This window comes from Streptomyces lacrimifluminis (genome assembly GCF_014646095.1).
Classification (GTDB): domain Bacteria; phylum Actinomycetota; class Actinomycetes; order Streptomycetales; family Streptomycetaceae; genus Streptomyces; species Streptomyces lacrimifluminis.
The window spans coordinates 61,255-86,669 of the sequence record NZ_BMMU01000029.1 but is presented as its reverse complement, the minus strand read 5'-3'; the positions used below and the strand labels follow the sequence as shown (position 1 = coordinate 86,669).

Sequence of the window (25,415 nt, the reverse complement as noted above, 5' to 3'; positions counted from 1 at the left end):
GGCGCGGGGAACTGCGCGACCAGCCCCAACCGGCCCGCGGCCATAAATCCACCGGTCCATGGCCAAGAACCCGCCGGCCCTCAGCCGAGAACATGCATCCAGGCGTGCTTGTCCTCGGCGGTGCCGCGCTGGATGTCGAGGAGCGCCTCGCGCAGGCGCAGCGTGACCTCGCCGGGCTCGCCGCCGCTCTGCTGCCACTCGACGTCGGCGCGCTTGACCGTGCCGACGGGGGTGATGACGGCCGCCGTACCACAGGCGAAGACCTCGGTCAGGGTGCCGTTCTCGGCGTCGCGCTGCCACTGGTCGACGGAGATGCGGCCCTCCTCGGCGGTGTAGCCGAGGTCGCGGGCGACGGTGAGGAGGGAGTCACGGGTGACGCCCTCCAGGATGGAACCGGTGAGGGAGGGGGTGACGATGCGGTCCCCGTACACGAAGTACAGGTTCATGCCGCCGAGTTCCTCGATCCACTTGTGCTCGACGGCGTCGACGTAGCAGACCTGGGCGCAGCCGTGTCCGGCGGCCTCGGCCTGGGCGAGCAGGGAGGCCGCGTAGTTGCCGCCGGTCTTGGCGTCGCCCATGCCGCCGGGGACGGCGCGGACGCGGTCCTCGGAGAGCCAGATGGAGACGGGCTGCACGCCACCGGGGAAGTAGGCGCCGGCGGGGGACGCGATCACCAGGAACAGGTACTCGTTGGCCGGCTTGACGCCGAGGCCGATCTCCGTGGCGATCATGAAGGGGCGCAGGTAGAGGGACTCCTCACCGCCGTGTGCGGGCACCCAGTCCCGGTCCTGGCGCACGAGCGTGTCGATGGCCTCGATGAACGTCTCGACGGGCAGTTCGGGCATGGCCAGACGGCGCGCGGAGTGCTGGAAGCGCAGGGCGTTCTTCTCCGGCCGGAAGGTGGCGACGGAACCGTCGGGGCGGCGGTAGGCCTTGAGACCCTCGAAGATCTCCTGCGCGTAGTGCAGGGTCATGTTCGCGGGGTCGATGGAGAGCGGGCCGTACGGGACGAGCTGGCCGTCGTGCCAGCCGCGGCCCTCGGTCCACTTGATGGTCACCATGTGGTCGGTGAAGTGGCGGCCGAAGCCGGGGCTGGCCAGGATCGCCTCGCGCTCCGCACCGGAGAGTGGCGAGGCCGAGGGCTTGAGCTCGATCGTGGGCGTCGTCATGAGTGGGTGTCCTTCACCGGTCTTGTGTGTGACGGGCCGCGCCCACGCCCATGACCGTTCGACTGGTGGTCAGTGTGAGGACGTCCGAGCATTCCCTCAGTCCGCGGCTCCGCGTTCGATTATCGCGCGAAGGGGGCCATGGACGAAAAGGGCGTGAATGCGACCCAGGGGATGATGGTGACACCCGGCGGGGACATAAGAGAAGCCGCCGGGTGCATACGCGACCCGGCGGCTTCGAAAGTTTTCGAGTGGAGCGCCGCGGGTCAGCCGGCTACTCGTACGGCGAGAGCGTCGCCGATCTCGTCGGTCGTACGGGTCGTCGTGCCGCGCTCCGCGAGGTCGGCGGTGACGGCGTCCTCGATGCGGGCGGCCTCGGACTCGTAGCCGAGGTGGCGCAGCAGGAGGGCGACGGACAGGACGGTGGCACTGGGGTCGGCCTTGCCCTGACCGGCGATGTCCGGGGCCGAGCCGTGCACGGGCTCGAACATCGAGGGGTACTCGCCGGCCGGGTTGATGTTCCCGCTCGCGGCGACGCCGATGCCGCCGGAGACGGCCGCGGCGAGGTCGGTGATGATGTCGCCGAAGAGGTTGTCGGTGACGATCACGTCGAAGCGCTCGGGCTGCGTGACGAGGTAGATCGTCGCCGCGTCCACGTGCATGTACTCGGTGGTGACGTCGGGGAACTCCTCGCCCACCTTGTTGAAGATGTCCGTCCACAGGTGACCGGCGTGCACGAGCACGTTGTTCTTGTGGACGAGCGCCAGCTTCTTGCGGGGGCGGGCCTGGGCGCGGGCGTAGGCGTCGCGGACGACCCGCTCGATGCCGAAGGCGGTGTTCAGCGACACCTCGGTGGCGACCGCGTGGGGGGTGCCCTGGCGGATGGTGCCGCCGTTGCCGGTGTACGGGCCCTCGGTGCCCTCGCGGACGACCACGAAGTCGATCGCCGGCTGCCCGGCCAGCGGGGTGGCGACCCCGGGCAGGAGCCTCGACGGACGCAGGTTGACGTGGTGGTCGAAGGCGAAGCGGAGCTTCAGCAGGAAGCCGCGCTCCAGGACGCCGGAAGGCACGCTCGGGTCACCGATCGCACCGAGCAGGATGGCGTCGTGCTTCTTGAGCGCGTCCAGGTCGGCGTCGGTGAGGGTCTCACCGGTGGCGCGGTAGCGCCGGGCTCCGAAGTCGAACTCCCTGGTCTCCAGCTTCACATCCTGCGGAAGGACGGCGGAGAGCACCTTCAGCCCCTGGGCCACGACCTCCTGGCCGATGCCGTCACCGGGAATCACTGCGAGATTGATGCTGCGAGACATACCGGCACCGTACTCCGGGTCCCATGGGATGACACACCGTGTCCGCGATACGGACACGGCCTGGAGGTGAGACGTGCGGAACCGGCCGCTCTTCGACCGGCGTTCACCTGTACGTCTGGCGGACGTCGGGGATTGCTGGGAGGTTCCCTCCCATGGACAGTCCCCCGGACACCCCCGACGTCGGCATTCCGCCTCAGCTGGCCCGCCGGATGAGCATGGCGGAGCAGTACGAGTACATGCGGACGCGGCTCACCCGGCGCCGCGCGCTGGTGACGGCGGGCGCGCTGGCCGGCGGCGGCCTGCTCGCCGGCTGTTCGTCGAGCACGGGGACGGCGAACCCCGCGACCAGCAGGGTCCCCGGCTCCGCCGTCACCCCCTTCGGCCGTCACCTCGCCTTCGGCGCCGACCCGAAGACACAGATGCGGATCTCCTGGCAGGTACCGTTCGCGGTGCGGAAGCCGTACGTGCGTGTCGGACCGACGCCCGGCGACCTGAGCCGCCGCGTCGAGGCCGAGGTCCGCCCGCTGCACACGCCGGGGCTGTCGGGCGTACGCCTCGACCTGGACCAGTACTACGTGCACGCGGCGCTCGACGGACTGCGTCCCGGGACGACGTACTACTACGGCGTCGGCCACGAGGGCTTCGACCCGGCGTCCGGCGCGCACAGGCCGACCCTCAGCACCTTCCGCACAGCACCCGCGACCGGCCCCGCGAGCTTCGTGTTCACCGCCTTCGGCGACCAGGGCGTCACGCCCGACGCGCTCGCCAACGACAAGGTACTGCTCGGCCGGAACCCCGCCTTCCACCTCCACGCCGGTGACATCTGCTACGCGGACGTCACCGGCCACGGCGAGAAGTCGGACAGCTACGACCCCACCGCCTGGGACCTGTTCCTGAAGCAGACGGAGACGGTCGCGAAGTCGGTGCCGTGGATGGTGACGACCGGCAACCACGACATGGAGGCGTGGTACTCCCCGAACGGGTACGGCGGCCAGTCGGCCCGCTGGTCACTCCCGGACAACGGCTTCGACGCCCGGAACACACCGGGCGCCTACTCCTTCGCGTACGGCAATGTCGGGGTCGTGGCGCTGGACGCGAACGACGTGTCGTACGAGATCCCGGCGAACCTGGGCCACTCGGACGGCCGCCAGACGGCGTGGCTGGACCGACGGCTCGCCGAGCTGCGCGCGTCGGACGCGATCGATTTCGTCGTGGTCTTCTTCCACCACTGCGCGTACTCGACGACGTCCGCCCACGCCTCCGACGGCGGCGTACGGGACGCCTGGCTGCCGCTCTTCGACAAGCACCAGGTGGACCTGGTGATCAACGGCCACAACCATGTGTACGAGCGGACGGACGCCCTCAGGGGAGGCCGGGTGGGCCGGCAGGTCCCGGTCGGCGCGTCGACCGACCCGACACGGGACGGCACCGTGTACGTCACGGCGGGCGGCGCCGGCAAGAGCCTGTACGGCTTCCCGTACGGGGTGAAGGACAGCTTCGAGGGGAAGGTCGCCGACCGGGAGTCGGTGGAGACCTACCACTGGACGAGGTCGCAGGACCGGCACGAGGACACCGTGGAGTGGTCACGCGTGCGCTACACCGGCTACTCGTTCCTCTCCGTGGAGGCGGCGGCAGGCGCACCGGGCACGGCTCCCCGGCTCACGGTGTCGGCGCTGGCGCAGAGCGGGGAGCGGATCGACCACTTCGAGGTGCGGCGCGGGTAGCGAACCGCCCTCAGTGACCTGTCTGGCCGCCGTTGTCCCGGCGGTCGAGGGCGCGCTGGAGGGCTGCGGCGGCGTTCTTGCGGTCGGACTCGCTCGTCGGGGAGACGTGGCGGACTCGGCGGCGGACGGTCGTCTCGGCCATGGGAAATCGACTCCTTCAGGGAATCCGGGAGTACGGCAGGGGGATGCGAGACGCCGGGTGGGACGGGGAGCAGCGGTACCGCAGGGGTTGCCTGCACGGGGTACCGGCCCACGACCGTCATTCGCTTGGTCTGGCGAGACGTTCGGCTCCCACCAAGCTAGGCGAGGACAGGGCATCTGTCTCCACCGTTACTCGGACTTCCTACTATCTGAGACGGTGGATTGGGTCACACCCCGTTGACCTGGTGTTTTACAGCACGTCACCGTCTCGCCAGTCGAAGACCAGACCGTCCGCGGGGTCGAGCGAACCGGCAGCGGCCCGGCGGACGAAGACACTGCCCTCCTCTTCCGGAAGGTGGATCACCCCGTCCGTACCGAGGGCGCTGATCCGCCCCGGCCAGAGCTGCCAGCCCCTGGCCTCGTAGAGGGCGGCGCCGTCGACGCTCGCGGACAGCGCGCCCACGTCGTAGCCGCCGTCGACGAATCGCTCCAGCGCGCCCATCACCTCCCCGCCGAGGCCACGACGGCGGGCGTCGGCCCGGACAGCGACCGCCTCCACGTAGCCGACACGCAGCCAGCGGCCCCGGTGCAGCGCGCGCCGCATGACGACCGAGCCATGGGCGAGGAGGCCGGTGGCGTCGTGGACGAGGGCGTGGATGCCGCCGAGCGCGTGCTCCCAGTCCTCGCCGGAGAAGCCGCCGTCGAACGCGGCGCCCAGGAGGTCGCGGGCGGCGGCGAGTTCGGCCCGGGTGAGGTCGGCCGTGTGGGCGGTGCGCAGCGTGTGGGCCATGACTCCAGTATCCCGAAGCCCGGAACCCAGAACTCGTAGTCGCGGCAGCGCACGCGCTGGTACGACGAGGCCCTGGAAGCGACGGCCCGTCACGACCTCCTCGTCGGCTTCCACGGCTCGACGATCCCCAAGCGCATGCGACGCACCTGGCCACAGCTCCTGACGATGGAGTGCGTGGGCGGCGAGGAGGAGCGCGTGGTGGGCCTGACGGTGCTGAACGAGTCGGGCGTCCAGAACCTCGTCGGCACCCCGGCGTCGTACGAGACCCGCCCCGAGGCCCGCCACTGCCTGCGGCGACTGCCCTGGCGCCGCGGAAGGAGACACGGGTGTCGACCGGGCCCGGGCCTGGCCGCCGTACTCGCCCGACGGGACGTACCACTGCGACTCGGCGCCGGCCGCCTGCTGGTGGAGACGGTGGCTGACGGCCCGCCGGGCGCCCTGGTCCGGGGCGGTGTGACGAACGCCGGGCCCGCGTGTACGCGGACCCGGCGTTCACCCGTGAGCCGACAGCTATCAGCCGTCAGCCCATGTGCGGGTACGGGTAGTCGGTCGGCGCGACCAGGGTCTCCTTGATGGCGCGGGTCAGGGTCCAGCGCATCAGGTTCTGCGGGGCCCCCGCCTTGTCGTTGGTGCCGGACGCGCGCCCGCCGCCGAACGGCTGCTGCCCGACGACCGCGCCGGTCGACTTGTCGTTGATGTAGAAGTTGCCGGCCGCGTAGCGCAGCTTCTCCATCGTGTACGCGGCTGCCGCGCGGTCACCGGAGATGACCGAGCCGGTCAGCGCGTAGTCGGACACGGACTCCATCTGGGTCAGCATCGCGTCGTACTTGTCGTCCTCGTAGACGTACACGGCGAGGAACGGGCCGAAGTACTCGGTGGTGAAGACCTGGTTGGCGGGGTCCGTGCACTCCACGACCGTCGGGCGGACGAAGTAGCCGACCGAGTCGTCGTAGGAGCCGCCCGCCACGATCGTGCACGTCGGGTCGGACTTCGCGCGGTCGATGGCGGCCTTGTTCTTGGCGAAGGCACGCTCGTCGATGACCGCCCCGATGAAGTTGCCGAGGTCGGTGACGTCACCCATGGTCAGGTGGTCGGCCTCGGCGGCGAACTCCTCGCGGAACCCGTCGTTCCAGATGGAGGCCGGGATGTAGGCGCGGGAGGTCGCGCTGCACTTCTGGCCCTGGTACTCGAAGGCACCCCGCGTGAGGGCCGTCTTCAGGACCGCGCGGTCGGCGCTCGGGTGGGCGACGACGAAATCCTTGCCGCCGGTCTCGCCGACGAGACGCGGGTACGAGCGGTACTTCTCGATGTTGGCGCCGACCGTCTTCCACAGGTACTGGAAGGTCTTCGTCGACCCGGTGAAGTGGATGCCGGCCAGATCGGGGTGCTCCAGGGCCACCTTGGAGACCTCGATGCCGTCACCGGTGACGAGGTTGATGACGCCCTTGGGCAGCCCGGCCTCCTCCAGCAACCGCATGAGGAGAACGGCGGAGTGGGTCTGCGTCGGGGACGGCTTCCACACCACCACGTTGCCCATGAGGGCGGGCGCGGTCGGGAGATTGCCCGCGATGGCCGTGAAGTTGAAGGGGGTGATCGCGTAGACGAAGCCTTCGAGGGGGCGGTGGTCGAGACGGTTCCAGACGCCCGGGGAGTTGGCGGGCGGCTGCTCGGCGAGCAGGTCGCGCGCGTACTTGACGTTGAAGCGCCAGAAGTCGACGAGCTCGCACGGACAGTCGATCTCGGCCTGCTGGGCGGTCTTCGACTGGCCGAGCATGGTGGAGGCGGCGAGGGTCTCGCGCCAGGGGCCGGCCAGCAGTTCGGCGGCGCGCAGGATGATCGCGGCACGGTCGTCGAACGACATCGCGCGCCAGGCGGGCGCGGCGGCGAGGGCCGCGTCGATCGCGTCCTGGGCGTCCTGCTGGGTGGCGTTGGCGTAGGTGCCGAGGCGGGCCTTGTGGTGGTGCGGCTGCACGACGTCGAATCGCTCGCCGCCACCCATGCGCCGCGCGCCGCCGATGGTCATCGGCAGGTCGACGGGGTTCTCGGCGAGCTCCTTGAGCTTGGCCTCCAGGCGGGCCCGCTCGGGCGACCCGGGGGCGTAGCCGTGCACCGGCTCGTTGACGGGGGTGGGGACCTGGGTGACGGCGTCCATTGGTTCCGAATCTCCTTGGGGGGCGAGTGAGTGGGTGTTGTCGGGGGCCAAATCCCTTGGTCTCAGCCCTTGGTGAGGATCGAACGGCCGAAGAACAGGAGGTTGGCGGGGCGTTCGGCCAGCCTCCGCATGAAGTACCCGTACCAGTCCGTCCCGTAGGCGGTGTAGACACGCATCCGGTGTCCCTCGGCGGCGAGCCGCAGATGCTCGTCGCTCCTGATCCCGTACAGCATCTGGAACTCGTACTCGTCGGGCTTGCGGCTCGCGCGCCGGGCGAGTTCCTGGGCGATGGAGATGAGGCGCGGGTCGTGGGACCCGATCATCGGGTACCCCTCGCCCTCCATGAGGATCCTCAGGACGCGGACGTACGCCTTGTCGGTCTCGGACCTCTGCTGGTAGGCGACCTCGGCGGGCTCCTTGTACGCGCCCTTCACCAGCCGTACGCGGCTGCCGCTGTCGGCGAGGCGGCGGGCGTCGGCCTCGGTGCGGTACAGGTAGGCCTGGATGACGCAGCCGGTCTGCGGGAAGTCCTTCCGGAGTTCCTCGTGGATCGCGAACATCGAGTCCAGGGTGGTGTGGTCCTCCGCGTCGAGCGTGACCGTCGTGCCGATCGCGGCGGCGGCCTCGACGACGGGCCGGACGTTGGCCAGGGCCAGCTCGTGCCCGCCCCGCAGCGCCTGGCCGAACAGCGACAGCTTGACGGACATCTCGGCGCGGGTGCCCAGTTCCAGGTCCCCGAGCCGCTCGACCAGCTCCAGATAGGCGTCCCGGGCGGCGGCGGCCTGCTCGGGGGTGGTGATGTCCTCGCCGACGACGTCCAGGGTGACTTCCAGCCCCCGGTCGGTGAGGTCCTGGACGATCGGCAGGACGTCGTCGACCGTCTCACCGGGGATGAAGCGGTCGACGACCGGCCCGGTCACCGGGGCGGCCGAGATCAGCCGGCGCATCCGGTCGCTGCGCGAGGCGGCGAGAATCACGGGACCCAGCACGGGGCACCTCCACAAAAGGCCGGTAGACGGAGAACCGGAGAACCACCGTGAAACCTAGGGATCCTTCCGATCGTGGGCCATCGACAGCTGTCACGCATCCGTGCCCCCGATCTCATACAGATGTCTGAAAGCGCCGCCGGAATGCGCGAGAATGCCCCCATGAGCCAGGCGAGCGGCGACCACCACGGTGACTACCAGGAACTGGTGGACGACATCTCGGAGCTTCTCGGTGCCCCCGCGACGCTGGAGAACCGCGACTTCGAGCTGCTCGCCTTCGGCGCCTACGACAGCGAGGGCGAACTGGACGCCTCGGCGCTGGACCCGGTCCGCGCCCGCTCGATCCTGACCCGCCGCTCGACACCCGCGGTGCGCGCGTGGTTCGAGGGCTTCGGCATCACGCGGGCGACCGGCCCGGTCCGTATCCCGCCCACCCCGGAGGCGGGGGTGTACCGGGGGCGGATCTGTCTCCCCGTACGCCATCGGAGTGTCGTCCTCGGTTACGTCTGGCTGCTGGACGACGATCCGGGGCCGTCGGCGGAGCAGCTCACGGCGGCCATGGAGGTGGCGGACCGGATCGGCGCGCTGCTCGCGGACGAGGCGCAGGCGGGGGCCGATCTGAGCCGCGAGTTCCGGACCGCGCTGACCGCCGAGCGCGGCTGGCAGCGGGACATGGCGGTGGCGGCGCTGCGTACGGCCCTGGGGGCACGCGGCGAGGGCCCGCACGCGCTGGTGTGTGTGGCGCCCTGGCCGTCGGCGGATCCGGACGACGCCCCGTCGGCCCGTACGGTGCCGCACGCGACAGCGGTGTGCACGGTGCCGTGGGGCACGACGGCCCGGAGCCTGGCGCTGCTGGTCAGGCTGCGCGCGACGGACGTACCCGCCCCGGCTCTGACGGCGGCGTCCCGGCTGCTGAAGGAGACGGAGGGCGCGGTCGCGGCCGGCGTCGGCGCACCGCGCACCGGCCTCGCCGGTCTGGGCGCCGGCTGGCAGGAGGCGTCGGCGGCGGCCCGCGCGGCCCTGGCGGAACCGCACCTCGGCCCGGTCGCGGAGTGGGGCGCCATCGGCCCGTACCGCCTGCTCACGGCGCTGCCCCCGGACACGGCCCAGGACCCCGCCGTACGCACCCTGCTCTCCCCCGCCCACCAGGAACTGGCCCGCACGGCGGAGATCTATCTGGACCGCGCGGGCCAGGCGGGCCGCACCGCGGCCGAACTGGGCATCCACCGCCAGACGCTGTACTACCGCCTGTCCCGGGTGGAGCAGCTGACGGGCCTGGACCTGGACGACGGCGAGGACCGCCTGTTGCTGCACATGGCACTGAAGGGTGCGCGGCTCTAGGTCTGGTGTATCCGCGTCTTGATGGACAACGGACCCGTGAAATGGGCAATGGATGAGCAATTTCACGGGTCCGTGGTCACTAACCGCTCTCAGTAACTACCGTCCTCCGCATGGCGATCAAGGGTTCAGCCCCGTTGTCGGGAAGGGGCACGCCGTGCGTACGGGCCGCCTCGTCCAGCTCCGCGTGTGTGGCGGGACGTGCGCATCGGACGTCGTCCAGGATGCTCTCCGGGCCGCCACCGCCATCCGCCACGGCGCCAGCGGCAGGAGCGTCACGGAGGTGACCAGCACGACGTACGCCCAGTTCGCCCCGGATTGGCTGAGCCAGACGCTCAGCCCGTCGAGGGGCCCCGTGATCGGCAGCGGGCCACCCGCGGCGGCGTGCAGCAGGACCAGACCGACGGCGAGGGGGGCGGCCAGGCCGCTCAGCCAAAGCGTCGCCCGGTTCCCCCAGCGGGCACAGCCGAAGAGCACGCTCGCCTCGCCGACCTGGACGAGCAGGAAAGGGGCGGCGGCCAGCACCTGGGCCACGCTCACCAGCGCGGCCAGCGCGGCCAGCGCGAGCGCCGCACCCGGTGCGCGCCGGCTCCCGCCGACCACCGTCGCGGCGCTCGTGACCAGCAGGAGCTGTCGGCTGTCGGCCGTGGACGGGGCGCGCCAGGCCACCTCCAGGAGCCCCAGGAGAAGGACAGCGAGGCCGACGGTCGCGTCCGGAGCCCAAGCACGCCGGTACCAAGAGACGCTCAAACCGTTTCTCCACTCGTGCCGGGGCCGGTCAGCCCAGAACCGACCCGAGGAAACCCTGGTAGACGACGGCGTATGCGCACAGTGCCATTGACACGGCTGCCGCCAGCGTCAGCGCCCGCTCACGGTTGCCGCGCCCCACAGCCTCGGACGGAGGGCCGATGACGGCAGGCGCTACTCGGAGCGACCGCGGAGGAATCCCAGCGAGACGTACTGCTCATGATCCGCGGCCACAAGCAGTGCTCACCACGCGCGGAATCCGACGATTCCGCAGGAGTCCGTGCTCACGAAGCGGCGGTCCCTGCAGCCTGGGACGCGCCGATGACCCGGCGCAGCCCTTCCGTGAGTTGATCCGCGGTCGGGGCCGTCGCCGGATCGAAGACGTACTGGCAGATGAGCCCGGTCATCAGGGTGTTGTAGAACTGGCCGACGGAGTCGACGTCGTCCTCCGAGACGTCCTCCTCCTTGCCTCCGAGGAACAGCGGGATGATGCCGCGCCCCGCCTCCCGCTGGGCCTGCGCCAAGTGGTCGCGGACGGTGGGCAGTTGGTCCCCCATGGCCACGATCTCCACGCTCAGCCGCCACAGTGAACCCGGCCCCTGCATGGTGCCGATGATGTTCGACCAGACCTCCTGGAACCGGTCGAGCGAGCCGGGCCCAGTGCCGCCGGCCGTCCCCACGGCGGGGGTGAAGTCGTCGGAGAGCCCCTCCACCAGGGAGACGTACGCCTCCGCGAGGAGCTTGTCCTTCGAGCCGTAGTGGTAGCCGATCGACGCCAGGTTGGTCCCCGACTCCCTGACGATGTCGCGCGCGGTCGTACGCACGAAGCCCTTCTCCAGCAGGCAGCGTTTGGCGCCTTCGAGCAGATCCTCACGGTGTCCCATGGGATCACCCTACCCGCGATCCATACGGTCGTCCTAGACGAACGCATTACACAATCGTTCTAGACAGTCGTTTAATACGACCGTATATTCCCGGTCATGACGAACTCGACCAGCACGACCACCTCCCCCGGCCCCCGCGCAGGCCGCCGCGAATGGACCGCGCTGGGCGTGCTGATGCTGCCGCTGCTGCTGGTCTCCATGGACGTCTCCGTCCTCTATTTCGCGGTCCCCGCGATCAGCGCGGACCTGGAGCCGACCGGCACCCAGCAGCTGTGGATCTTCGACATCTACGCCTTCGTCCTGGCCGGTCTGCTGATGACGATGGGATCGCTCGGCGACCGTATCGGCCGCCGCCGGCTCCTCCTCATCGGCGCCGCCGCCTTCGGCGGGGGCTCGCTGCTCGCCGCCTACGCGAACAGCGCCGAGACCCTGATCGCGGCCCGCGCGGTCCTCGGCATCGGCGGCGCGACCCTGATGCCGTCGACGATGGCCCTGGTCCGCACGATGTTCCGCGACCCCGGCCAGCGCGCCAAGGCGATCGGCGTGTGGTCCGGCGTGATGACCGGAGGCATCGCCCTCGGCTCGGTGATGAGCGGACTGCTGGTCGAGTACTTCTGGTGGGGCTCGGTCTTCCTGGTCAACCTGCCCGCGATGGCACTGCTGCTGGTCCTGGGCCCGATCCTGCTCCCCGAGTCGAAGAACCCGGACCCGGGCCGCTTCGATCTCCTCGGCGTCCTCCTGTCGATGGCCGCCGTCCTCCCCGTGATCTACGGCCTCAAGGAGATCCCGTCGGAGGGCTGGTACGCGCAGTACGTCCTCTCGGTCACCGTCGGCCTGTTCTTCGCCTACCTCTTCGTCCAGCGCCAGCGCACGGCGGCCTCGCCCCTCATCTCCCCCGCGCTGTTCCGGAGCCGCGGCTTCGGCCCTGCCGTCACGCTGAACCTGCTGTCGGCGTTCGCGATGATGGGCTCGGCGTACTTCACCACGCAGTACCTCCAGTCGGTGCTCGGCAAGAGCTCCATCGAGGCCGCGCTGTGGGGCCTGCTGCCGACGGTCCTGGTCGGCATCGCCGCACCGGTCGCCGCCGCCCTCGTCCAGCGGGGCGTGCAGCGTGCCCATGTCGTCGCCGGCGGATTCCTCACCGCGGCGTGCGGATACGGGCTGCTGGCCCTGGTCGGCACGGACTCGCTGTGGCTGGTCCTGGCCGGCGCGGGCGTCCTCGCCGCCGGCATCGTCACCGTGATGTCCCAGATGACGGACCTGGGCCTGAGCACCGCTCCCCTCGACAAGGCGGGCACCGCGGCCTCCCTGCTGGAGTCGGGCACGGAGTTCGGCGGCGCGCTCGGCATGGCCGTACTGGGCTCGATCGGTACGGCGGTCTACCGACACGACATCCCGGCCTCGGCACCCACCGCGGCCCAGGAGACCCTGGGCGGCGCGCTGGCGGTGGCCCAGCAGCTCCCGGCGCGCACGGGAGACGCGCTGGCCACGGCGGCCAGGGAGGCGTACACCCACGGGATGCAGGCGGCGGCGATCACGGGGGTGATGGTGTTGCTTGGGGCGGCCTTGCTGGCGGCGCGGGCGCTTCGCGGGGTGACTGTGCGGGAGACCTCTGTGGAGGAGGCGGCGACGGAGGTCTCCCGCGTCTGAGACAACGGAAAACGCGGGCCCACTGAGGTTTCCCAGTAGGCCCGCGTTCACGTACAAGCGCCGCCCAGCATCCCAGCCCGCCCGGCGGTTGAGGACGAGGCCCCTTCAGGGCCGAAGCGGGGGCCCGGGGGCGGCAGCCCCCGGACGACGGTCACCTCAGACCAGGTTCACCGAGCGAGCAGACGTCGCCCCGATCTCCTCGGCGACCTCCGCGAGCACACCGGGGGCAACCGTGTCGTCGACGGTCAGGACGGCCAGCGCCTCTCCACCCGCCACCGACCGCGACACCTGCATCCCGGCGATGTTGATCCCGGCCTCGCCGAAGATCCGGCCGACCGTGCCGACGACACCCGGGCGGTCCGCGTACCGGTACACGACCATGTGGTCGGCGAGCGCGAGGTCGACGTCGTACTCGCCGACCGCGACGATCTTCTGGTGGTGCTTGGGTCCGGCCAGCGTGCCGGAGACCGACACCTCCTCGCCGCTGCTGAGCGTGCCGCGCACGGTCACGACGTTGCGGTGGTCCGCCGACTCCGAGCTGGTCGTCAGCCGCACCTCGACGCCGCGCTCCTGGGCGAACAGCGGGGCGTTGACGTACGACACCGTCTCGTCGACGACGTCCTCGAACACACCCTTGAGCGCGGACAGCTCCAGCACCTTCACGTCGTGCTGGGTGATCTCGCCGTACACCTCGACGTCGAGACGGACCGCGACCTCGCCCGCGAGCGCGGTGAAGATACGGCCGAGCTTCTCGGCGAGCGGCAGACCCGGCTTGACGTCCTCGGCGATGACACCGCCCTGGACGTTCACCGCGTCCGGGACCAGCTCACCGGCGAGCGCGAGACGCACCGAGCGGGCGACGGCGATACCGGCCTTCTCCTGTGCCTCGTCCGTGGACGCGCCGAGGTGCGGGGTGCAGACGACCTCGTCCAGCTCGAACAGCGGGGAGTCCGTGCAGGGCTCCTTCGCGTACACGTCGAGACCGGCGCCGGCGACGCGGCCCTCCTTGAGCGCCGAGTACAGCGCCTCCTCGTCGACGATCCCGCCGCGCGCGGCGTTCACGATGCGGACGCTCGGCTTGACCTTGTGCAGCGCCTCGTCACCGATGAGACCGAGGGTCTCGGGGGTCTTCGGCAGGTGCACGGTGATGAAGTCGGAGACCTCCAGGAGCTCGTCCAGGGACAGCACCTTGACGCCCATCTGCGCGGCCCGGGCTGGCTGGACGTACGGGTCGTACGCGACGACCTTCATGCCGAACGCGGACATGCGCTGCGCGACGAGCGCGCCGATGCGCCCGAGGCCCACGACACCGAGGGTCTTCTCGGCCAGCTCGACGCCGGTGTACTTGCTGCGCTTCCACTCGCCGTTCTTGAGCGCGGTGTTGGCCTGCGGAATGTGGCGCGCGGTCGCCAGCAGCAGACCGCAGGCCAGTTCGGCGGCGGTGACGATGTTCGAGGTGGGGGCGTTGACGACCATCACGCCGGCCTTGGTGGCGGCGGCGACGTCCACGTTGTCCAGGCCGACGCCGGCTCGTGCGACGACCTTCAGCTTGCGGGCGGCGGCGACCGCCTCGGCGTCGACCTTGGTGGCCGAGCGGATCAGGATCGCGTCGACGTCGGCGATGGCGGGGAGCAGTTCGGCTCGGTCAGCTCCGTTGCAGTGCCGGATCTCGAAGTCCGGGCCGAGCGCGTCGACGGTCGCGGGCGACAGCTCTTCAGCGATGAGTACGACAGGTTTCGAGCTCACGTGAGGTCCTCACTCAGTCCTATGCGGACGGCCGTCCCGACGGCCGCAGGCGGTGGAGGGTGCTACCGCGTTGGAGACGCACGACGCTGTGGGCCTGACGCGTTGGTAGTACGGCAGTGTAGTGGCGCGGCGAAGGGCGGCTCCCGCCCCTGCGGAAGGATCACTCATCCGTGACGGGTCAGCCCGGACAAGGCCTTACCGGGGGTTCGGCAATGGGGCCGCAGCATGCGCCACGGCCCCATCCCTCAAGAACTACGCCTCGTCGTCGACCCAGGACATGAGCTTGCGCAGCTCCTTGCCCGTGGTCTCCAGGAGGCTCTGCTCGTCCTGCGTCTTGTACTCGTTGTACTTCTTCAGACCGCCGTGGTACTCGGCCATCCACTCACGCGCGAAGGTGCCGTCCTGGATCTCGGCCAGGATCTTCTTCATCTCGGCCTTGGTGGCGTCCGTGATGATCCGGGGGCCGGTGACGTAGTCGCCCCACTCGGCGGTCTCGGAGACGCTCCAGCGCATCTTCTCCAGGCCGCCCTCGTACATGAGGTCGACGATCAGCTTCAGCTCGTGCAGGCACTCGAAGTACGCGATCTCCGGCTGGTAACCGGCCTCGGTCAGCGTCTCGAAACCGGCCTTGACCAGCGCGGCCGTACCACCGCAGAGAACGGCCTGCTCACCGAACAGGTCGGTCTCGGTCTCCTCGGTGAACGTCGTCTTGATGACGCCGGCGCGGGTGCCGCCGATGCCCTTGGCGTACGACAGGGCCAGCGCGAAGGCGTTGCCGGTCGCGTCCTGCTCGACGGCCGCGATACACGGAACGCCGCGGCCCTCCTCGTACTGGCGGCGCACGAGGTGGCCCGGGCCCTTGGGGGCGACCATGCAGACGTCGATCCCGGCCGGGGGCTTGATGAAGTCGAAGCGGATGTTCAGGCCGTGGCCGAAGAACAGCGCGTCGCCCTGGTTGAGGTTGTCCTTGATGGACTCCTCGTAGACCTGGGCCTGGATCGGGTCCGGGACCAGGATCATGATGACGTCGGCCTCGGCGGCGGCCTCGGCGGGGGTCACCACGCGCAGGCCCTGCTCCTCGGCCTTCGCCTTCGACTTGGAGCCCTCGTGCAGACCGACGCGGACGTCGACACCAGAGTCGCGGAGCGACAGCGCGTGGGCGTGGCCCTGGCTGCCGTAACCGATGACCGCGACCTTGCGGCCCTGGATGATGGACAGGTCGGCGTCGGCGTCGTAGAACAGCTCGGCCACTTTGGGTTCTCTCCTTGGGTGCAGATGTTGCGTCCCACCGTATGACGGCGGGCGGAAGTGAGGTTCGGGGGTCTCGGTATACGGGCGGCCGGTATCACCCGACCGCCCGAATCCGCCGCCCTTGACGCTGGTCAGGCCGACCGGTCGAGGGCCCGCAGCGACCGGTCCGTGATCGAGCGCGCGCCGCGGCCGATCGCGATGGTGCCGGACTGCACCAGCTCCTTGATGCCGTACGGCTCCAGCATCTTGAGCATGGCGGACAGCTTGTCGCTGCTGCCGGTGGCCTCGATGGTGACGGCCTCCGGCGAGACGTCGACCGTCTTGGCGCGGAAGAGCTGGACGATCTCGACGATCTGGGAGCGCGTCTCGTTGTCCGCGCGCACCTTCACCAGAACGAGTTCACGCTGAACGGCCGAACCGGATTCCAGTTCGACGATCTTCAGCACGTTGACGAGCTTGTTGAGCTGCTTGGTGACCTGTTCGAGAGGGAGCGCCTCGATCACGTTGACCACGATGGTGATGCGGGAGATCTCGGGGTGCTCGGTGACACCGACGGCGAGCGAGTCGATGTTGAAGCCGCGCCGGGAGAACAGGGCGGTGATCCGGGCGAGGACACCTGGCTTGTTCTCGACGAGGACGGAGAGGGTGTGCTTGGACATGTCTCTGGAGTCTCTCTCGCTCAGTCGTCTTCGTTGTCGCCGAAGTCGGGGCGGACGTCCCGGGCTGCCATGATCTCGTCGTTGGAGGTACCGGCGGCGACCATCGGCCACACCATGGCGTCCTCGTGGACGATGAAGTCGATCACGACGGGGCGGTCGTTGACCGAGTTCGCCTCCTCGATGACCTTGTCCAGGTCGTCCGGGGACTCGCAGCGGATCGCGTAGCAGCCCATCGCCTCGGACAGCTTCACGAAGTCGGGGACGCGCGTGCCCCTGGCCGCCGGATTGACGTCGTCGGGCCCGGAGTGCAGCACGGTGTTGGAGTAGCGCTGGTTGTAGAACAGGGTCTGCCACTGGCGGACCATCCCGAGGGCGCCGTTGTTGATGATGGCGACCTTGATCGGGATGTTGTTGAGCGCGCAGGTGGTGAGTTCCTGGTTGGTCATCTGGAAGCAGCCGTCACCGTCGATGGCCCAGACCGTACGCTCGGGGGCGCCGGCCTTGGCTCCCATCGCGGCCGGGACCGCGTACCCCATCGTTCCGGCGCCGCCGGAGTTCAGCCAGGTCGCGGGCTTCTCGTACTGGATGTAGTGCGCGGCCCACATCTGGTGCTGGCCGACTCCCGCCGTGAAGATCGTGCCCTCGGGGGCGAGCTGTCCGATGCGCTCGATGACCTGCTGGGGCGAGAGCGAGCCGTTGTCCGGCTGTTCGTAACCCAGGGGGTAGGTCTCGCGCCAGCGGTTGAGGTCCTTCCACCAGGCGGTGTAGTCGCCGGTGTGCCCGTCGCTGTGCTCCTTCTGCACCGCCTGCACCAGGTCCGCGATGACCTCGCGGGCGTCCCCGACGATCGGGACGTCGGCGGCTCGGTTCTTGCCGATCTCCGCCGGGTCGATGTCGGCGTGGACGATCTTGGCGTGCGGGGCGAAGCTGGACAGCTTGCCGGTGACGCGGTCGTCGAAGCGGGCTCCGAGGGCGACGATCAGGTCGGCCTTCTGCAGCGCGGTGACGGCGGTGACCGCACCGTGCATGCCCGGCATTCCCACGTGCAGCGGGTGGCTGTCGGGGAATGCGCCGAGCGCCATCAGGGTGGTGGTGACGGGCGCTCCGGTGAGCTCCGCGAGGACCTTCAGCTCGGCGGTGGCCCTGGCCTTGAGGACGCCGCCGCCGACGTAGAGGACCGGCCGCTTGGCGGCGGTGATCAGCTTCGCGGCCTCGCGGATCTGCTTGGCGTGCGGCTTGGTCACCGGGCGGTAGCCGGGCAGGTCGGTGACCGGCGGCCACTGGAAGACGGTCTGGGCCTGGAGGATGTCCTTGGGGATGTCGACCAGGACCGGGCCGGGGCGGCCGGTGGAGGCGATGTGGAAGGCCTCCGCGATCGCCCGGGGGATGTCCTCCGCCTTGGTGACCAGGAAGCTGTGCTTGGTGATCGGCATGGTGATGCCGACGATGTCCGCCTCCTGGAAGGCGTCCGTACCGATCGCCTTGGACACGACCTGCCCGGTGATCGCCACGAGCGGCACCGAGTCCATGTGCGCGTCGGCGATCGGGGTGACCAGGTTGGTGGCACCGGGGCCGCTGGTCGCCATGCAGACGCCGACCTTGCCGGTGGCCTGCGCGTAGCCGGTCGCCGCGTGGCCGGCGCCCTGCTCGTGGCGGACCAGCACGTGGCGCACCCGCGTGGAGTCCATCATCGGGTCGTACGCCGGCAGGATCGTGCCCCCCGGAATGCCGAATACCGTCTCGGCCCCGACCTCCTCAAGCGAGCGGATGAGGGACTTCGCACCCGTCACATGCTCGGGGGCGGACTGCTGTCCTCCGGAACGGGGCCGCGGCTGCGGGTGATGGGCCCCGGTGGCCTGCTCGGTCATCGGCATTCTCTTCTCGATGCTGAGGGTTTTTGCGAGGTTTGTGCGGTGTGCGTTGCGGTTGCGTCGCTGTTCGGCCGGTGCCGGTGCAACAAAAAACCCCTCGTGCCGTGAGGCAAGCGAGGGGAGCGCGCCGGGTGCGGTCGCTGGGAGTTCCGGGTCCGTCCGAAACTTCACCAGCGTCAGCCGACGCGCTTTCCAAGTACGAGAATTCGGGTGCGCATGGGGTCGACCCTCCCCCCGGCACGCACCGACTGTCAAGTGGGTGGGACGGGAGTCTCATTATGTGAGCGGAGGGCGGTTCCGCCTCCGAAAACAGCGGGCACACCTGTACTTGTGTACACCCCGGAACCGCCGCCCGCGAACGCGGGTTCGGCCGGCCCGTTCGGCACCGGATAGCGGCCGGTGGACAGGGCCCGGCGCAGCCGGTACTCGTCCAGCGGCCCGGAGAAGGCCATGCCCTGCCCGTGCGTGCAGCCCATCGCGCGCAGGGCGACCACCTGCTCCGGCAGGTCCACACCGTCGGCCACGGACGGGAGCCCGAGGTCGGTGGCGATTCTGAGCAGCCCACTGGTGATCTTGTGCAGCCGCGGGTTCTCGACGACGCCCTCGACCAGACCACGGTCGAGTTTCAGTACGTCGACGGGGAGCCGGCGCAGTGCCGTGATCGGCGCGTAGCCGCTGCCGAAGCCGTCCAGCGCGATCCGTACGCCCAGGCACCTGAAGGCGTTCAGGCGGCGCTCCAGCTCGTCCAGGGAGACCCGGGGGTCGGTGTCCGCCAGTTCGATCTCCAGGGCGCCGGTGGGGAGCCCGTGGCGGGTCAGCAGGCTCTCGACCGAGCCGAGGGGCAGGGAGCGGTCGAGCAGCCGCCGGGCGCTCATCCGGACGGCGACGGGTACGGCGAGCCCGGTCGCGGCGCGTTCGGCGGCCTGTTCGACGGCCTCCTCCAGCATCCAGCGGTCCAGCTCGGCGGTCCTGCCACTGTCCTCGGTGACGCGCAGGAACTCGGCGGGCGTGAAGAGCACTCCCTGGGAGGAGCGCCAGCGCGCCTGGGCGGAGACCGAGGTGATCCGGCCGGTTTCCAGCTCCACCACGGGCTGGTGCAGCAGCGCGAACTCGCCGTCGTGCAGGGCGGCACGCAGACGCGTGGCCAGCTCCGCCTTCCGTACGACGTCCTGCTGCATCTGGGGGGCGTAGAGCTCGACGCGGCCCTTGCCGGAGGCCTTGGCGCGGTACATCGCCAGGTCGGCGTTGCGCAGCAGCTCGCCCGCGCCGAGGCCGGGCTCGGCGAAGGCGACGCCGATGGAGGCGTTGACCCGCACATCGTTGCCGTCGATGTCGTAGGGCTGCGAGAGGGTGAGCCGCAGCCTGTCGGCCAGTTCCCCTATGTGGCGTTCACGCGCGGCACGGTCCTTGGTGCCGTCGCCGACGATCAGGGCGGCGAACTCGTCACCGCCGAGGCGGGAGGCGGTGTCCCCGTAGCGGACCGAGTCCTGGAGCCTGCGGGCGGCCTGGACGAGCAGTTCGTCCCCGGCCTGGTGTCCGATCGTGTCGTTGACGGCCTTGAAGCCGTCGAGGTCGATGAAGAGGACGGCCGTCCCGCGGTCGGTGGAGCGGCGGCCGGACAGGGCCTGCTGCACGCGCTGGGTGAACAGGGCGCGGTTGGGCAGGTCGGTGAGCGGGTCGTGTTCGGCGTTGTGCTGCAGCTGGGCCTGGAGCCGCACCCGTTCGGTGACGTCCCGGCTGTTGAAGATGAGGCCGCCGTGGTGCCGGTTGACGGTCGACTCGACGTTCAGCCAGCCTCCCCCGCTCTCGGCTTCTCCCCCAGCCTCCGGCCGGGAGGTGCCCCCGGAGCGGGAGGTGCCCCCAGAGCCGGCCTTGAAGCGGCACTCGATGCGGGTGGTGGGTTCCTCGTCGGGGCTGGCGGCGAGGAAGCGGCGCACTTCGTGCACCACGCAGCCCAGGTCCTCCGGGTGGATGAGGTGGGCCAGTTCGGTGCCTACGAGGTCCTCCGCTGGCCGCCCGTAGACCCCGGCGGCGGCCGGGCTGACGTAGCGCAGCATTCCGTTCGGAGCGGCGATCATGATGACGTCGCTGGAGCCCTGCACCAGGGAGCGGAAGTGGTTCTCCTTCTGGGCCAGTTCCTGGGTGAGGGTGATGTTGTCGAGGAGCATGATGCCCTGACGCACGACCAGCGCGAGGACGACGCCGCCCGCGGTGATGAGCACGACGCGGTCGGGGCTGCGGCCGTTGAGCACGTTGTAGAGGACGCCCAGGGTGCACACGGCGGCGGCCAGATACGGCGTGAGCGCGGCCAGGGAGCCGGTGATGGGCCGGGTGGCCGGATACCGGCCGTGTTCGCCTCCGGGTGCGGGCGGATGCCCCTGTCCGGGGGCGGGCGCCCGGCCCTGCCTGGGCACCGGCCGGTGCCCCCCGGGCCTGACGGGATGCTGCCGCCCGGGGCGGTGTTCGTGCACCACACGCGTCTGCCCGTCGGACTCGCCCGGGCCGCTGTGCCCGGAGCCCACCCAGGGTGCGTACGCCAGCAGCAGCGAGCCCGCGAACCAGCCCGCGTCGAGGAGCTGACCCGAGTGGTAGTTGTTGTGCATCAGGGGCGAGGTGAACAGGGCGTCGCAGCCCACGGTCAGGGCGAGCGCGCCGATCGCGGTGTTCGCGGCGGAGCGGTTCACGGTGGAGCGCCGGAAGTGCAGCGCGAGCACCATGCTGACGAGGGCGATGTCGAGCAGCGGATAGGCCAGCGACAACGCGGTGTGCGCGACGCTCGGCCCGTCGGCCTTCGCCGCCTGCGCCAGGGCGAGGCTCCAGGACAGGGTGAGCAGCGAGCCGCCGATCAGCCAGGCGTCGAGGACCATGCAGACCCAGCCGGCCCTCGTCACCGGCCGCTTGGCGAGGACCAGGAGTCCCACGATGGCGGGCGGGGCGAAGCACAGGAAGAACAGGTCGGCGTAGCTGGGGCTGGGTACGTCCTGGCCGAGCACCACCTCGTACCAGCCCCAGACGAAGTTGCCCAGACAGGCCATGGCCGACGACAGCGCGAACAGCAGCCAGGCGGGCCGAAAGCGGATCCGGCGGCGGGCGTAGAGGAAACAGGACACGGCCGCGGCTCCCGCCGCGACGCTCAGCCCGAAATCGCCCATGATCAGGGCGAGTCGGGGGGAGCCCCAGCCGAGCGCGGCACCGACGGCGTATCCCGCGCACACCAGGGCCAGTACGAGCTGCGCGACCAGGTTCGTCCCGCCGCCGAGGGCCGGCCGGCGGGCCAGCAGCGCTCCGGGGGAACTCACCGGACGCTCCGGGCCCGCACCGCGACCATGTCCCGCGCGTCCCGCTGGCGCGGGTGCGCGGCGGGTGCCGGGGGCGCGGTGTGCGTGTGCCTCCGGCGAGCGCTGTGCCGGCGGTGCTGATGATGGCTGCTGTGGCCGCGTCTGCGCGTGGCCGTGCGCCAGGGTCGCCGTCGGCGGTCCCGCCGCGTCGGATCGTTCGTCCATAGGCCGTGCATCGCCCGTCGCCCCCCTCACAGTCTGCAATGTCCATCCCCGGCGCCGAAAGGTTCGCGGCGCAGCCCCTGTCGGGACGATACACCAGTCTCGTCACTCAGGGACATAGTTCCTCTACTCTCCGTGACGGCCGGCGGTGGCAGCGACACACCCCGCATACGGGGGAATGCGGAGGGTGCCCGAAACGGACTACGCGTCGACCGCCCCCGTCGTAAGGATCACGTTCCGCAGCGGCTTCTGGTTCATGAAACGACTCAACTGGTCCACCAGCAGCCTCTCGGCGCGCGGCCGGAACGCGGTGGTCGGGCCGCCGACGTGCGGGCTGATGAGCACGCCGGGCGCCTGCCACAAGGGGTGCCCCGGAGGCAGCGGCTCCGGATCGGTGACGTCGAGGGCTGCCGTGAGGCGGCCGGACTCCAGCTCGGCGAGCAGCGCCTTGGTGTCGACGACGGGCCCGCGGGCCACGTTCACGAGCAGTGCGCCGTCCTTCATCCGCGCCAGGAAATCGGCGTTCACCAGCCCTCTTGTCTGATCGGTGAGGGGAGTGGCGAGGATCACGATGTCGGCTTCGGGCAGCAGGGCGGGCAGTTCGGTGAGCGGATGCACCGGTCCGCGCGCCGTGGTGCGCTCAGAGCGCGCGACGCGCGCCACCCGCGCGAGCTCGAAGGGCGCGAGCCGGTCCTCGATGGCGGCGCCGATGGCCCCGTAGCCGACGATGAGGGCGGACTTGTCGGCGAGAGCCGGCCGGAAGCCGCCCCGCCACTCCCCCCTGTCCTGCGCCCGCACGAAGTCGGGGATGCCGCGCAGCGAGGCCAGGATCAGGGCGAGGGTCAGCTCACCGGTGCTCGCCTCGTGCACACCGCGCGCGTTGCACAGCTGTACGCCCGGGCGCAGATGCCCGAGCCCGGGCTGCACGTTGTCGACACCCGCGGACAGCGTCTGCAGCACCTGGACGCGGGTCATCTCCGGCAGAGGGCGTACACAGAGCTCTACGGGCTTCATGTACGGCACGACGTAGAACACGCAGTCGGCCGGGTCCCCCGGGTAGTCGTGATCCCCGTTCCAGAAGAGGTAGCCGGGCCCTTCGGGCAGGCCCTCGATCTCTTCCGGCGGGATGGGGAGCCACACGTCAGCAGTCATGGTCACGAGCGTAGGCGAACCCCTGTGCGTACAGAGGTTAGGTTTGGGGGCAAGGAGAGAGAGGTTCGCGACCAGGTGGAGCGCAGGACGATCGGCGCGGCGGCGCTCGAAGTGGGGGCCATAGGCCTCGGGTGCATGCCGATGAGCTGGGCGTACAGCGCCTCCCGGCGGCGTGGCGAGGAGTCGGTGCGGGCCGTGCACCGGGCCCTGGACGAGGGCTCGACGCTTCTGGACACGGCCGACATGTACGGCCCGTTCACCAACGAACTGCTGGTGGGACGGGTGTTGAGGGAAAGGCGCCGGGACGCCTTCGTGTCGACGAAGGTCGGTCTGCTGGTGGGCGATCAGCACATCGTGGCCAACGGCCGCCCGGGATACGTGAAACGGGCGTGCGACGCCTCGCTGCGCCGCCTGCAGACGGATGTCATCGACCTCTACCATCTGCACCGCGCGGACCCGGAGGTACCCCTCGAGGAGACCTGGGGCGCGCTGGCCGAACTCGTACAGGCGGGAAAGGTCAGGGCGTTGGGGCTGTCCGCGATGGGCGCGCGGACGGGGCGCCGGTCGGAAGCACGGCTGTACGACACGACGATCCGCCAGCTGGAGCGGGTGCAGCAGGTGTTTCCGGTCAGCGCGGTGCAGGCCGAGCTGTCGGTGTGGTCGCGGGAGGCCCTGGAGACGCTGCTGCCGTGGTGCGCGGCGCGCGGGATCGGCTTCCTGGCGGCGATGCCCCTGGGCAACGGCTTCCTGACCGGGACGCTGACTCCGGGCGGGGGCTTCGAGCCGGAGGACATCCGGGCCCGCCACCCCCGCTTCACGGCCGACATGATGGCCGCGAACCAGCCGATCGTGGCGGGACTGCGCCGCGTGGCGGCACGGCTCGGTCCGGACGTCACCCCGGCCCAGGTGGCGCTGGCGTGGGTACTCGCGCAGGGGCGGCACGTGGTGCCCGTACCCGGGGCGAAACAGGAACGGTGGGTGGCCCAGAACGCGGGGGCGGCCCAGTTGCGGCTGTCGGCGGCGGACCTTGCCGAGGTGGCGGGACTCCCCAGGGCGCAGGGGTCGTGGGACTGAGGCCGGAATCAGACTGCGGAGATCGGGAACTCGTGAGGCGCGAGCGGTGTATGACAAGGAGAACCCGTCGCGTCGAAGGGACCCATGATCGTGCAACGTAGAGCTGTGACGGCCGTACTGGCCGCGGCCACGCTCCTGCTCACGGCCGGCTGCTCCTCCGGCGAGGGACAAGGAGTCGGCGGCTCGGGCGGCACCGACACCGCCTCGCCCCGACGTACGAGCCCGCAGTCGTCGCCCCCGTCCCAGGCGACCGAGGAGGCCCCGCCGGCCAAGGGCTCGGTGAAGGTGGTGCGGACGGTCGCCGAGGGCCTGAAGTCCCCCTGGGGCCTGGCCCCGCTGCCGGACGGCGATCTGCTGGTCTCCTCCCGTGACGACGGCACGATCACGCGGGTCGACACGGAGACGGGCGGGAAGACGGTCCTGGGCGAGGTACCGGGCGTCTCCCCGGCCGGTGAGGGCGGCCTGATGGGCCTCGCCCTGTCTCCTTCCTTCGCGTCGGACCACATGGTCTACGCGTACTTCACGACGGAGTCGGACAACCGCATCGCCCGGATGCTCTACGAGGAGGAGAAGCCGGCGGGCGAGCAGCTGGGCGCCCCGGACACGGTCTTCAGGGGCATCCCCAAGGGCTATGTCCACAACGGGGGCCGGATCGCCTTCGGCCCCGACAAGATGCTGTACGCGGGCACGGGCGAGAGCGGTGAGACGGGTCTGTCGCAGGACAGGTCGTCGCTGGGCGGCAAGATCCTGCGCATGACCCCGGAGGGCGAACCGGCGCCGGGCAACCCCTTCCCCGACTCCGCGGTGTACTCCTACGGTCACCGCAATGTGCAAGGTCTCGCCTGGGACACGAAGCAGCGTCTGTTCGCCGCCGAGTTCGGCCAGGACACCTGGGACGAGCTGAACCGGATCGAGCCGGGCGACAACTACGGCTGGCCCGAGGCGGAGGGCGACAGCGACGACGCCGCGTTCCACAACCCGGTCGCCCAGTGGGGCACGGACGAGGCGTCCCCCAGCGGCATCGCCCATGCCGAGGGCTCGATATGGATGGCCGGGCTCAGGGGCCAGCGCCTGTGGCGCGTCCCGCTGAAGGGCACGGAGGCCGCGGCCGACCCGCAGGCGTTCCTGGAGGGCGAGTACGGCAGGCTCCGTACGGTCGTGTCGGCGGGCGGCGACAAGCTGTGGCTGGTGACGAGCGAGACGGACGGGAGAGGGTCCCCGGAGGGCGGGGACGACCGGATCCTGGAGCTTCAGGTGACGTAGCGGTCCGGTAGGGG

Annotated in this window: 19 protein-coding genes; 5 read left to right on the top strand and 14 right to left on the bottom strand. The window is 70.5% G+C overall.

The features are described 5' to 3' along the window. Positions 1 to 80 precede the first annotated feature (80 nt). Positions 81 to 1,169, bottom strand: a complete 1,089-nt coding sequence (locus IEY89_RS32225; protein ID WP_189151059.1) for a branched-chain amino acid aminotransferase — start codon at positions 1,167 to 1,169, stop codon at positions 81 to 83. Between the two features lie 263 nt (positions 1,170 to 1,432). Then, positions 1,433 to 2,473 (bottom strand): 3-isopropylmalate dehydrogenase, encoded by a 1,041-nt coding sequence (locus tag IEY89_RS32220; protein WP_189151058.1) that lies wholly within the window; start codon positions 2,471 to 2,473, stop codon positions 1,433 to 1,435. A gap of 152 nt (positions 2,474 to 2,625) precedes the next feature. On the opposite strand from IEY89_RS32220, the gene IEY89_RS32215 reads away from it, so the two are divergent. Next, a complete protein-coding gene (locus tag IEY89_RS32215; protein WP_189151057.1) occupies positions 2,626 to 4,197 on the top strand; it encodes a purple acid phosphatase family protein in 1,572 nt (523 codons plus the stop codon). A gap of 10 nt (positions 4,198 to 4,207) precedes the next feature. On the opposite strand, the gene IEY89_RS41570 is transcribed toward IEY89_RS32215, so the two are convergent. The 4 genes from IEY89_RS41570 to IEY89_RS32195 form a co-directional block, all read right to left on the bottom strand. Then, positions 4,208 to 4,339 carry a hypothetical protein gene (locus IEY89_RS41570; protein WP_006374903.1) on the bottom strand — a complete coding sequence of 44 codons (132 nt, stop codon included), beginning with the start codon at positions 4,337 to 4,339 and terminating at the stop codon, positions 4,208 to 4,210. Between the two features lie 249 nt (positions 4,340 to 4,588). Then, complete coding sequence (locus tag IEY89_RS32210) at positions 4,589 to 5,128, bottom strand: GNAT family N-acetyltransferase (protein ID WP_189151056.1); 540 nt, start codon at positions 5,126 to 5,128, stop codon at positions 4,589 to 4,591. A 520-nt stretch (positions 5,129 to 5,648) separates the two neighbouring features. Further along, positions 5,649 to 7,280 (bottom strand): L-glutamate gamma-semialdehyde dehydrogenase, encoded by a 1,632-nt coding sequence (gene pruA, locus IEY89_RS32200; RefSeq protein WP_189151055.1) that lies wholly within the window; start codon positions 7,278 to 7,280, stop codon positions 5,649 to 5,651. 62 nt (positions 7,281 to 7,342) lie between these two features. Beyond that, entirely contained in the window at positions 7,343 to 8,269 is a 927-nt protein-coding gene (locus IEY89_RS32195) for a proline dehydrogenase family protein (RefSeq protein ID WP_189151054.1), read from the bottom strand. A 141-nt stretch (positions 8,270 to 8,410) separates the two neighbouring features. Between IEY89_RS32195 and IEY89_RS32190 the strand changes: the two genes are divergently transcribed. Beyond that, a complete protein-coding gene (locus tag IEY89_RS32190) occupies positions 8,411 to 9,607 on the top strand; it encodes a PucR family transcriptional regulator (protein ID WP_189151074.1) in 1,197 nt (398 codons plus the stop codon). 117 nt (positions 9,608 to 9,724) lie between these two features. Here the strand turns inward: IEY89_RS32190 and IEY89_RS32185 are convergent, their stop codons facing one another. Together IEY89_RS32185 and IEY89_RS32180 are read right to left on the bottom strand one after the other, a co-directional pair. Continuing rightward, on the bottom strand, positions 9,725 to 10,354 hold the full coding sequence (locus tag IEY89_RS32185; RefSeq protein ID WP_189151053.1) for a hypothetical protein: 630 nt from the start codon (positions 10,352 to 10,354) through the stop codon (positions 9,725 to 9,727). A 281-nt stretch (positions 10,355 to 10,635) separates the two neighbouring features. After that, a complete protein-coding gene (locus IEY89_RS32180; RefSeq protein ID WP_189151052.1) occupies positions 10,636 to 11,235 on the bottom strand; it encodes a TetR/AcrR family transcriptional regulator in 600 nt (199 codons plus the stop codon). 96 nt (positions 11,236 to 11,331) lie between these two features. Between IEY89_RS32180 and IEY89_RS32175 the strand changes: the two genes are divergently transcribed. Continuing rightward, positions 11,332 to 12,885, top strand: coding sequence for an MFS transporter (locus tag IEY89_RS32175; protein WP_189151051.1), 1,554 nt, complete (start codon positions 11,332 to 11,334; stop codon positions 12,883 to 12,885). 156 nt (positions 12,886 to 13,041) lie between these two features. Here the strand turns inward: IEY89_RS32175 and serA are convergent, their stop codons facing one another. The 6 genes from serA to IEY89_RS32145 all read right to left on the bottom strand — a co-directional run bounded on the left by serA (position 13,042) and on the right by IEY89_RS32145 (position 23,064). Continuing rightward, positions 13,042 to 14,631, bottom strand: a complete 1,590-nt coding sequence (gene serA / locus IEY89_RS32170) for a phosphoglycerate dehydrogenase (protein WP_189151050.1) — start codon at positions 14,629 to 14,631, stop codon at positions 13,042 to 13,044. Positions 14,632 to 14,883: 252 nt separating this feature from the next. Further along, the gene (gene ilvC / locus IEY89_RS32165; RefSeq protein ID WP_189151049.1) at positions 14,884 to 15,882 is read right to left on the bottom strand and encodes a ketol-acid reductoisomerase; all 999 of its coding nucleotides are present in this window, start codon (positions 15,880 to 15,882) and stop codon (positions 14,884 to 14,886) included. A gap of 131 nt (positions 15,883 to 16,013) precedes the next feature. Beyond that, positions 16,014 to 16,541, bottom strand: coding sequence for an acetolactate synthase small subunit (gene ilvN / locus IEY89_RS32160; protein WP_053739835.1), 528 nt, complete (start codon positions 16,539 to 16,541; stop codon positions 16,014 to 16,016). Positions 16,542 to 16,561: 20 nt separating this feature from the next. Then, positions 16,562 to 18,409 (bottom strand): acetolactate synthase large subunit, encoded by a 1,848-nt coding sequence (locus IEY89_RS32155; RefSeq protein ID WP_189151048.1) that lies wholly within the window; start codon positions 18,407 to 18,409, stop codon positions 16,562 to 16,564. A 254-nt stretch (positions 18,410 to 18,663) separates the two neighbouring features. Beyond that, positions 18,664 to 21,711, bottom strand: coding sequence for a putative bifunctional diguanylate cyclase/phosphodiesterase (locus IEY89_RS32150; RefSeq protein ID WP_189151047.1), 3,048 nt, complete (start codon positions 21,709 to 21,711; stop codon positions 18,664 to 18,666). A gap of 402 nt (positions 21,712 to 22,113) precedes the next feature. Next, positions 22,114 to 23,064, bottom strand: coding sequence for a 2-hydroxyacid dehydrogenase (locus IEY89_RS32145; protein ID WP_189151046.1), 951 nt, complete (start codon positions 23,062 to 23,064; stop codon positions 22,114 to 22,116). 75 nt (positions 23,065 to 23,139) lie between these two features. Here IEY89_RS32145 and IEY89_RS32140 point away from each other — a divergent pair, with 75 nt between their 5' ends. Continuing rightward, entirely contained in the window at positions 23,140 to 24,138 is a 999-nt protein-coding gene (locus tag IEY89_RS32140; RefSeq protein ID WP_189151045.1) for an aldo/keto reductase, read from the top strand. A gap of 84 nt (positions 24,139 to 24,222) precedes the next feature. Further along, on the top strand, positions 24,223 to 25,401 hold the full coding sequence (locus IEY89_RS32135; protein ID WP_189151044.1) for a PQQ-dependent sugar dehydrogenase: 1,179 nt from the start codon (positions 24,223 to 24,225) through the stop codon (positions 25,399 to 25,401). Positions 25,402 to 25,415 lie beyond the last annotated feature (14 nt).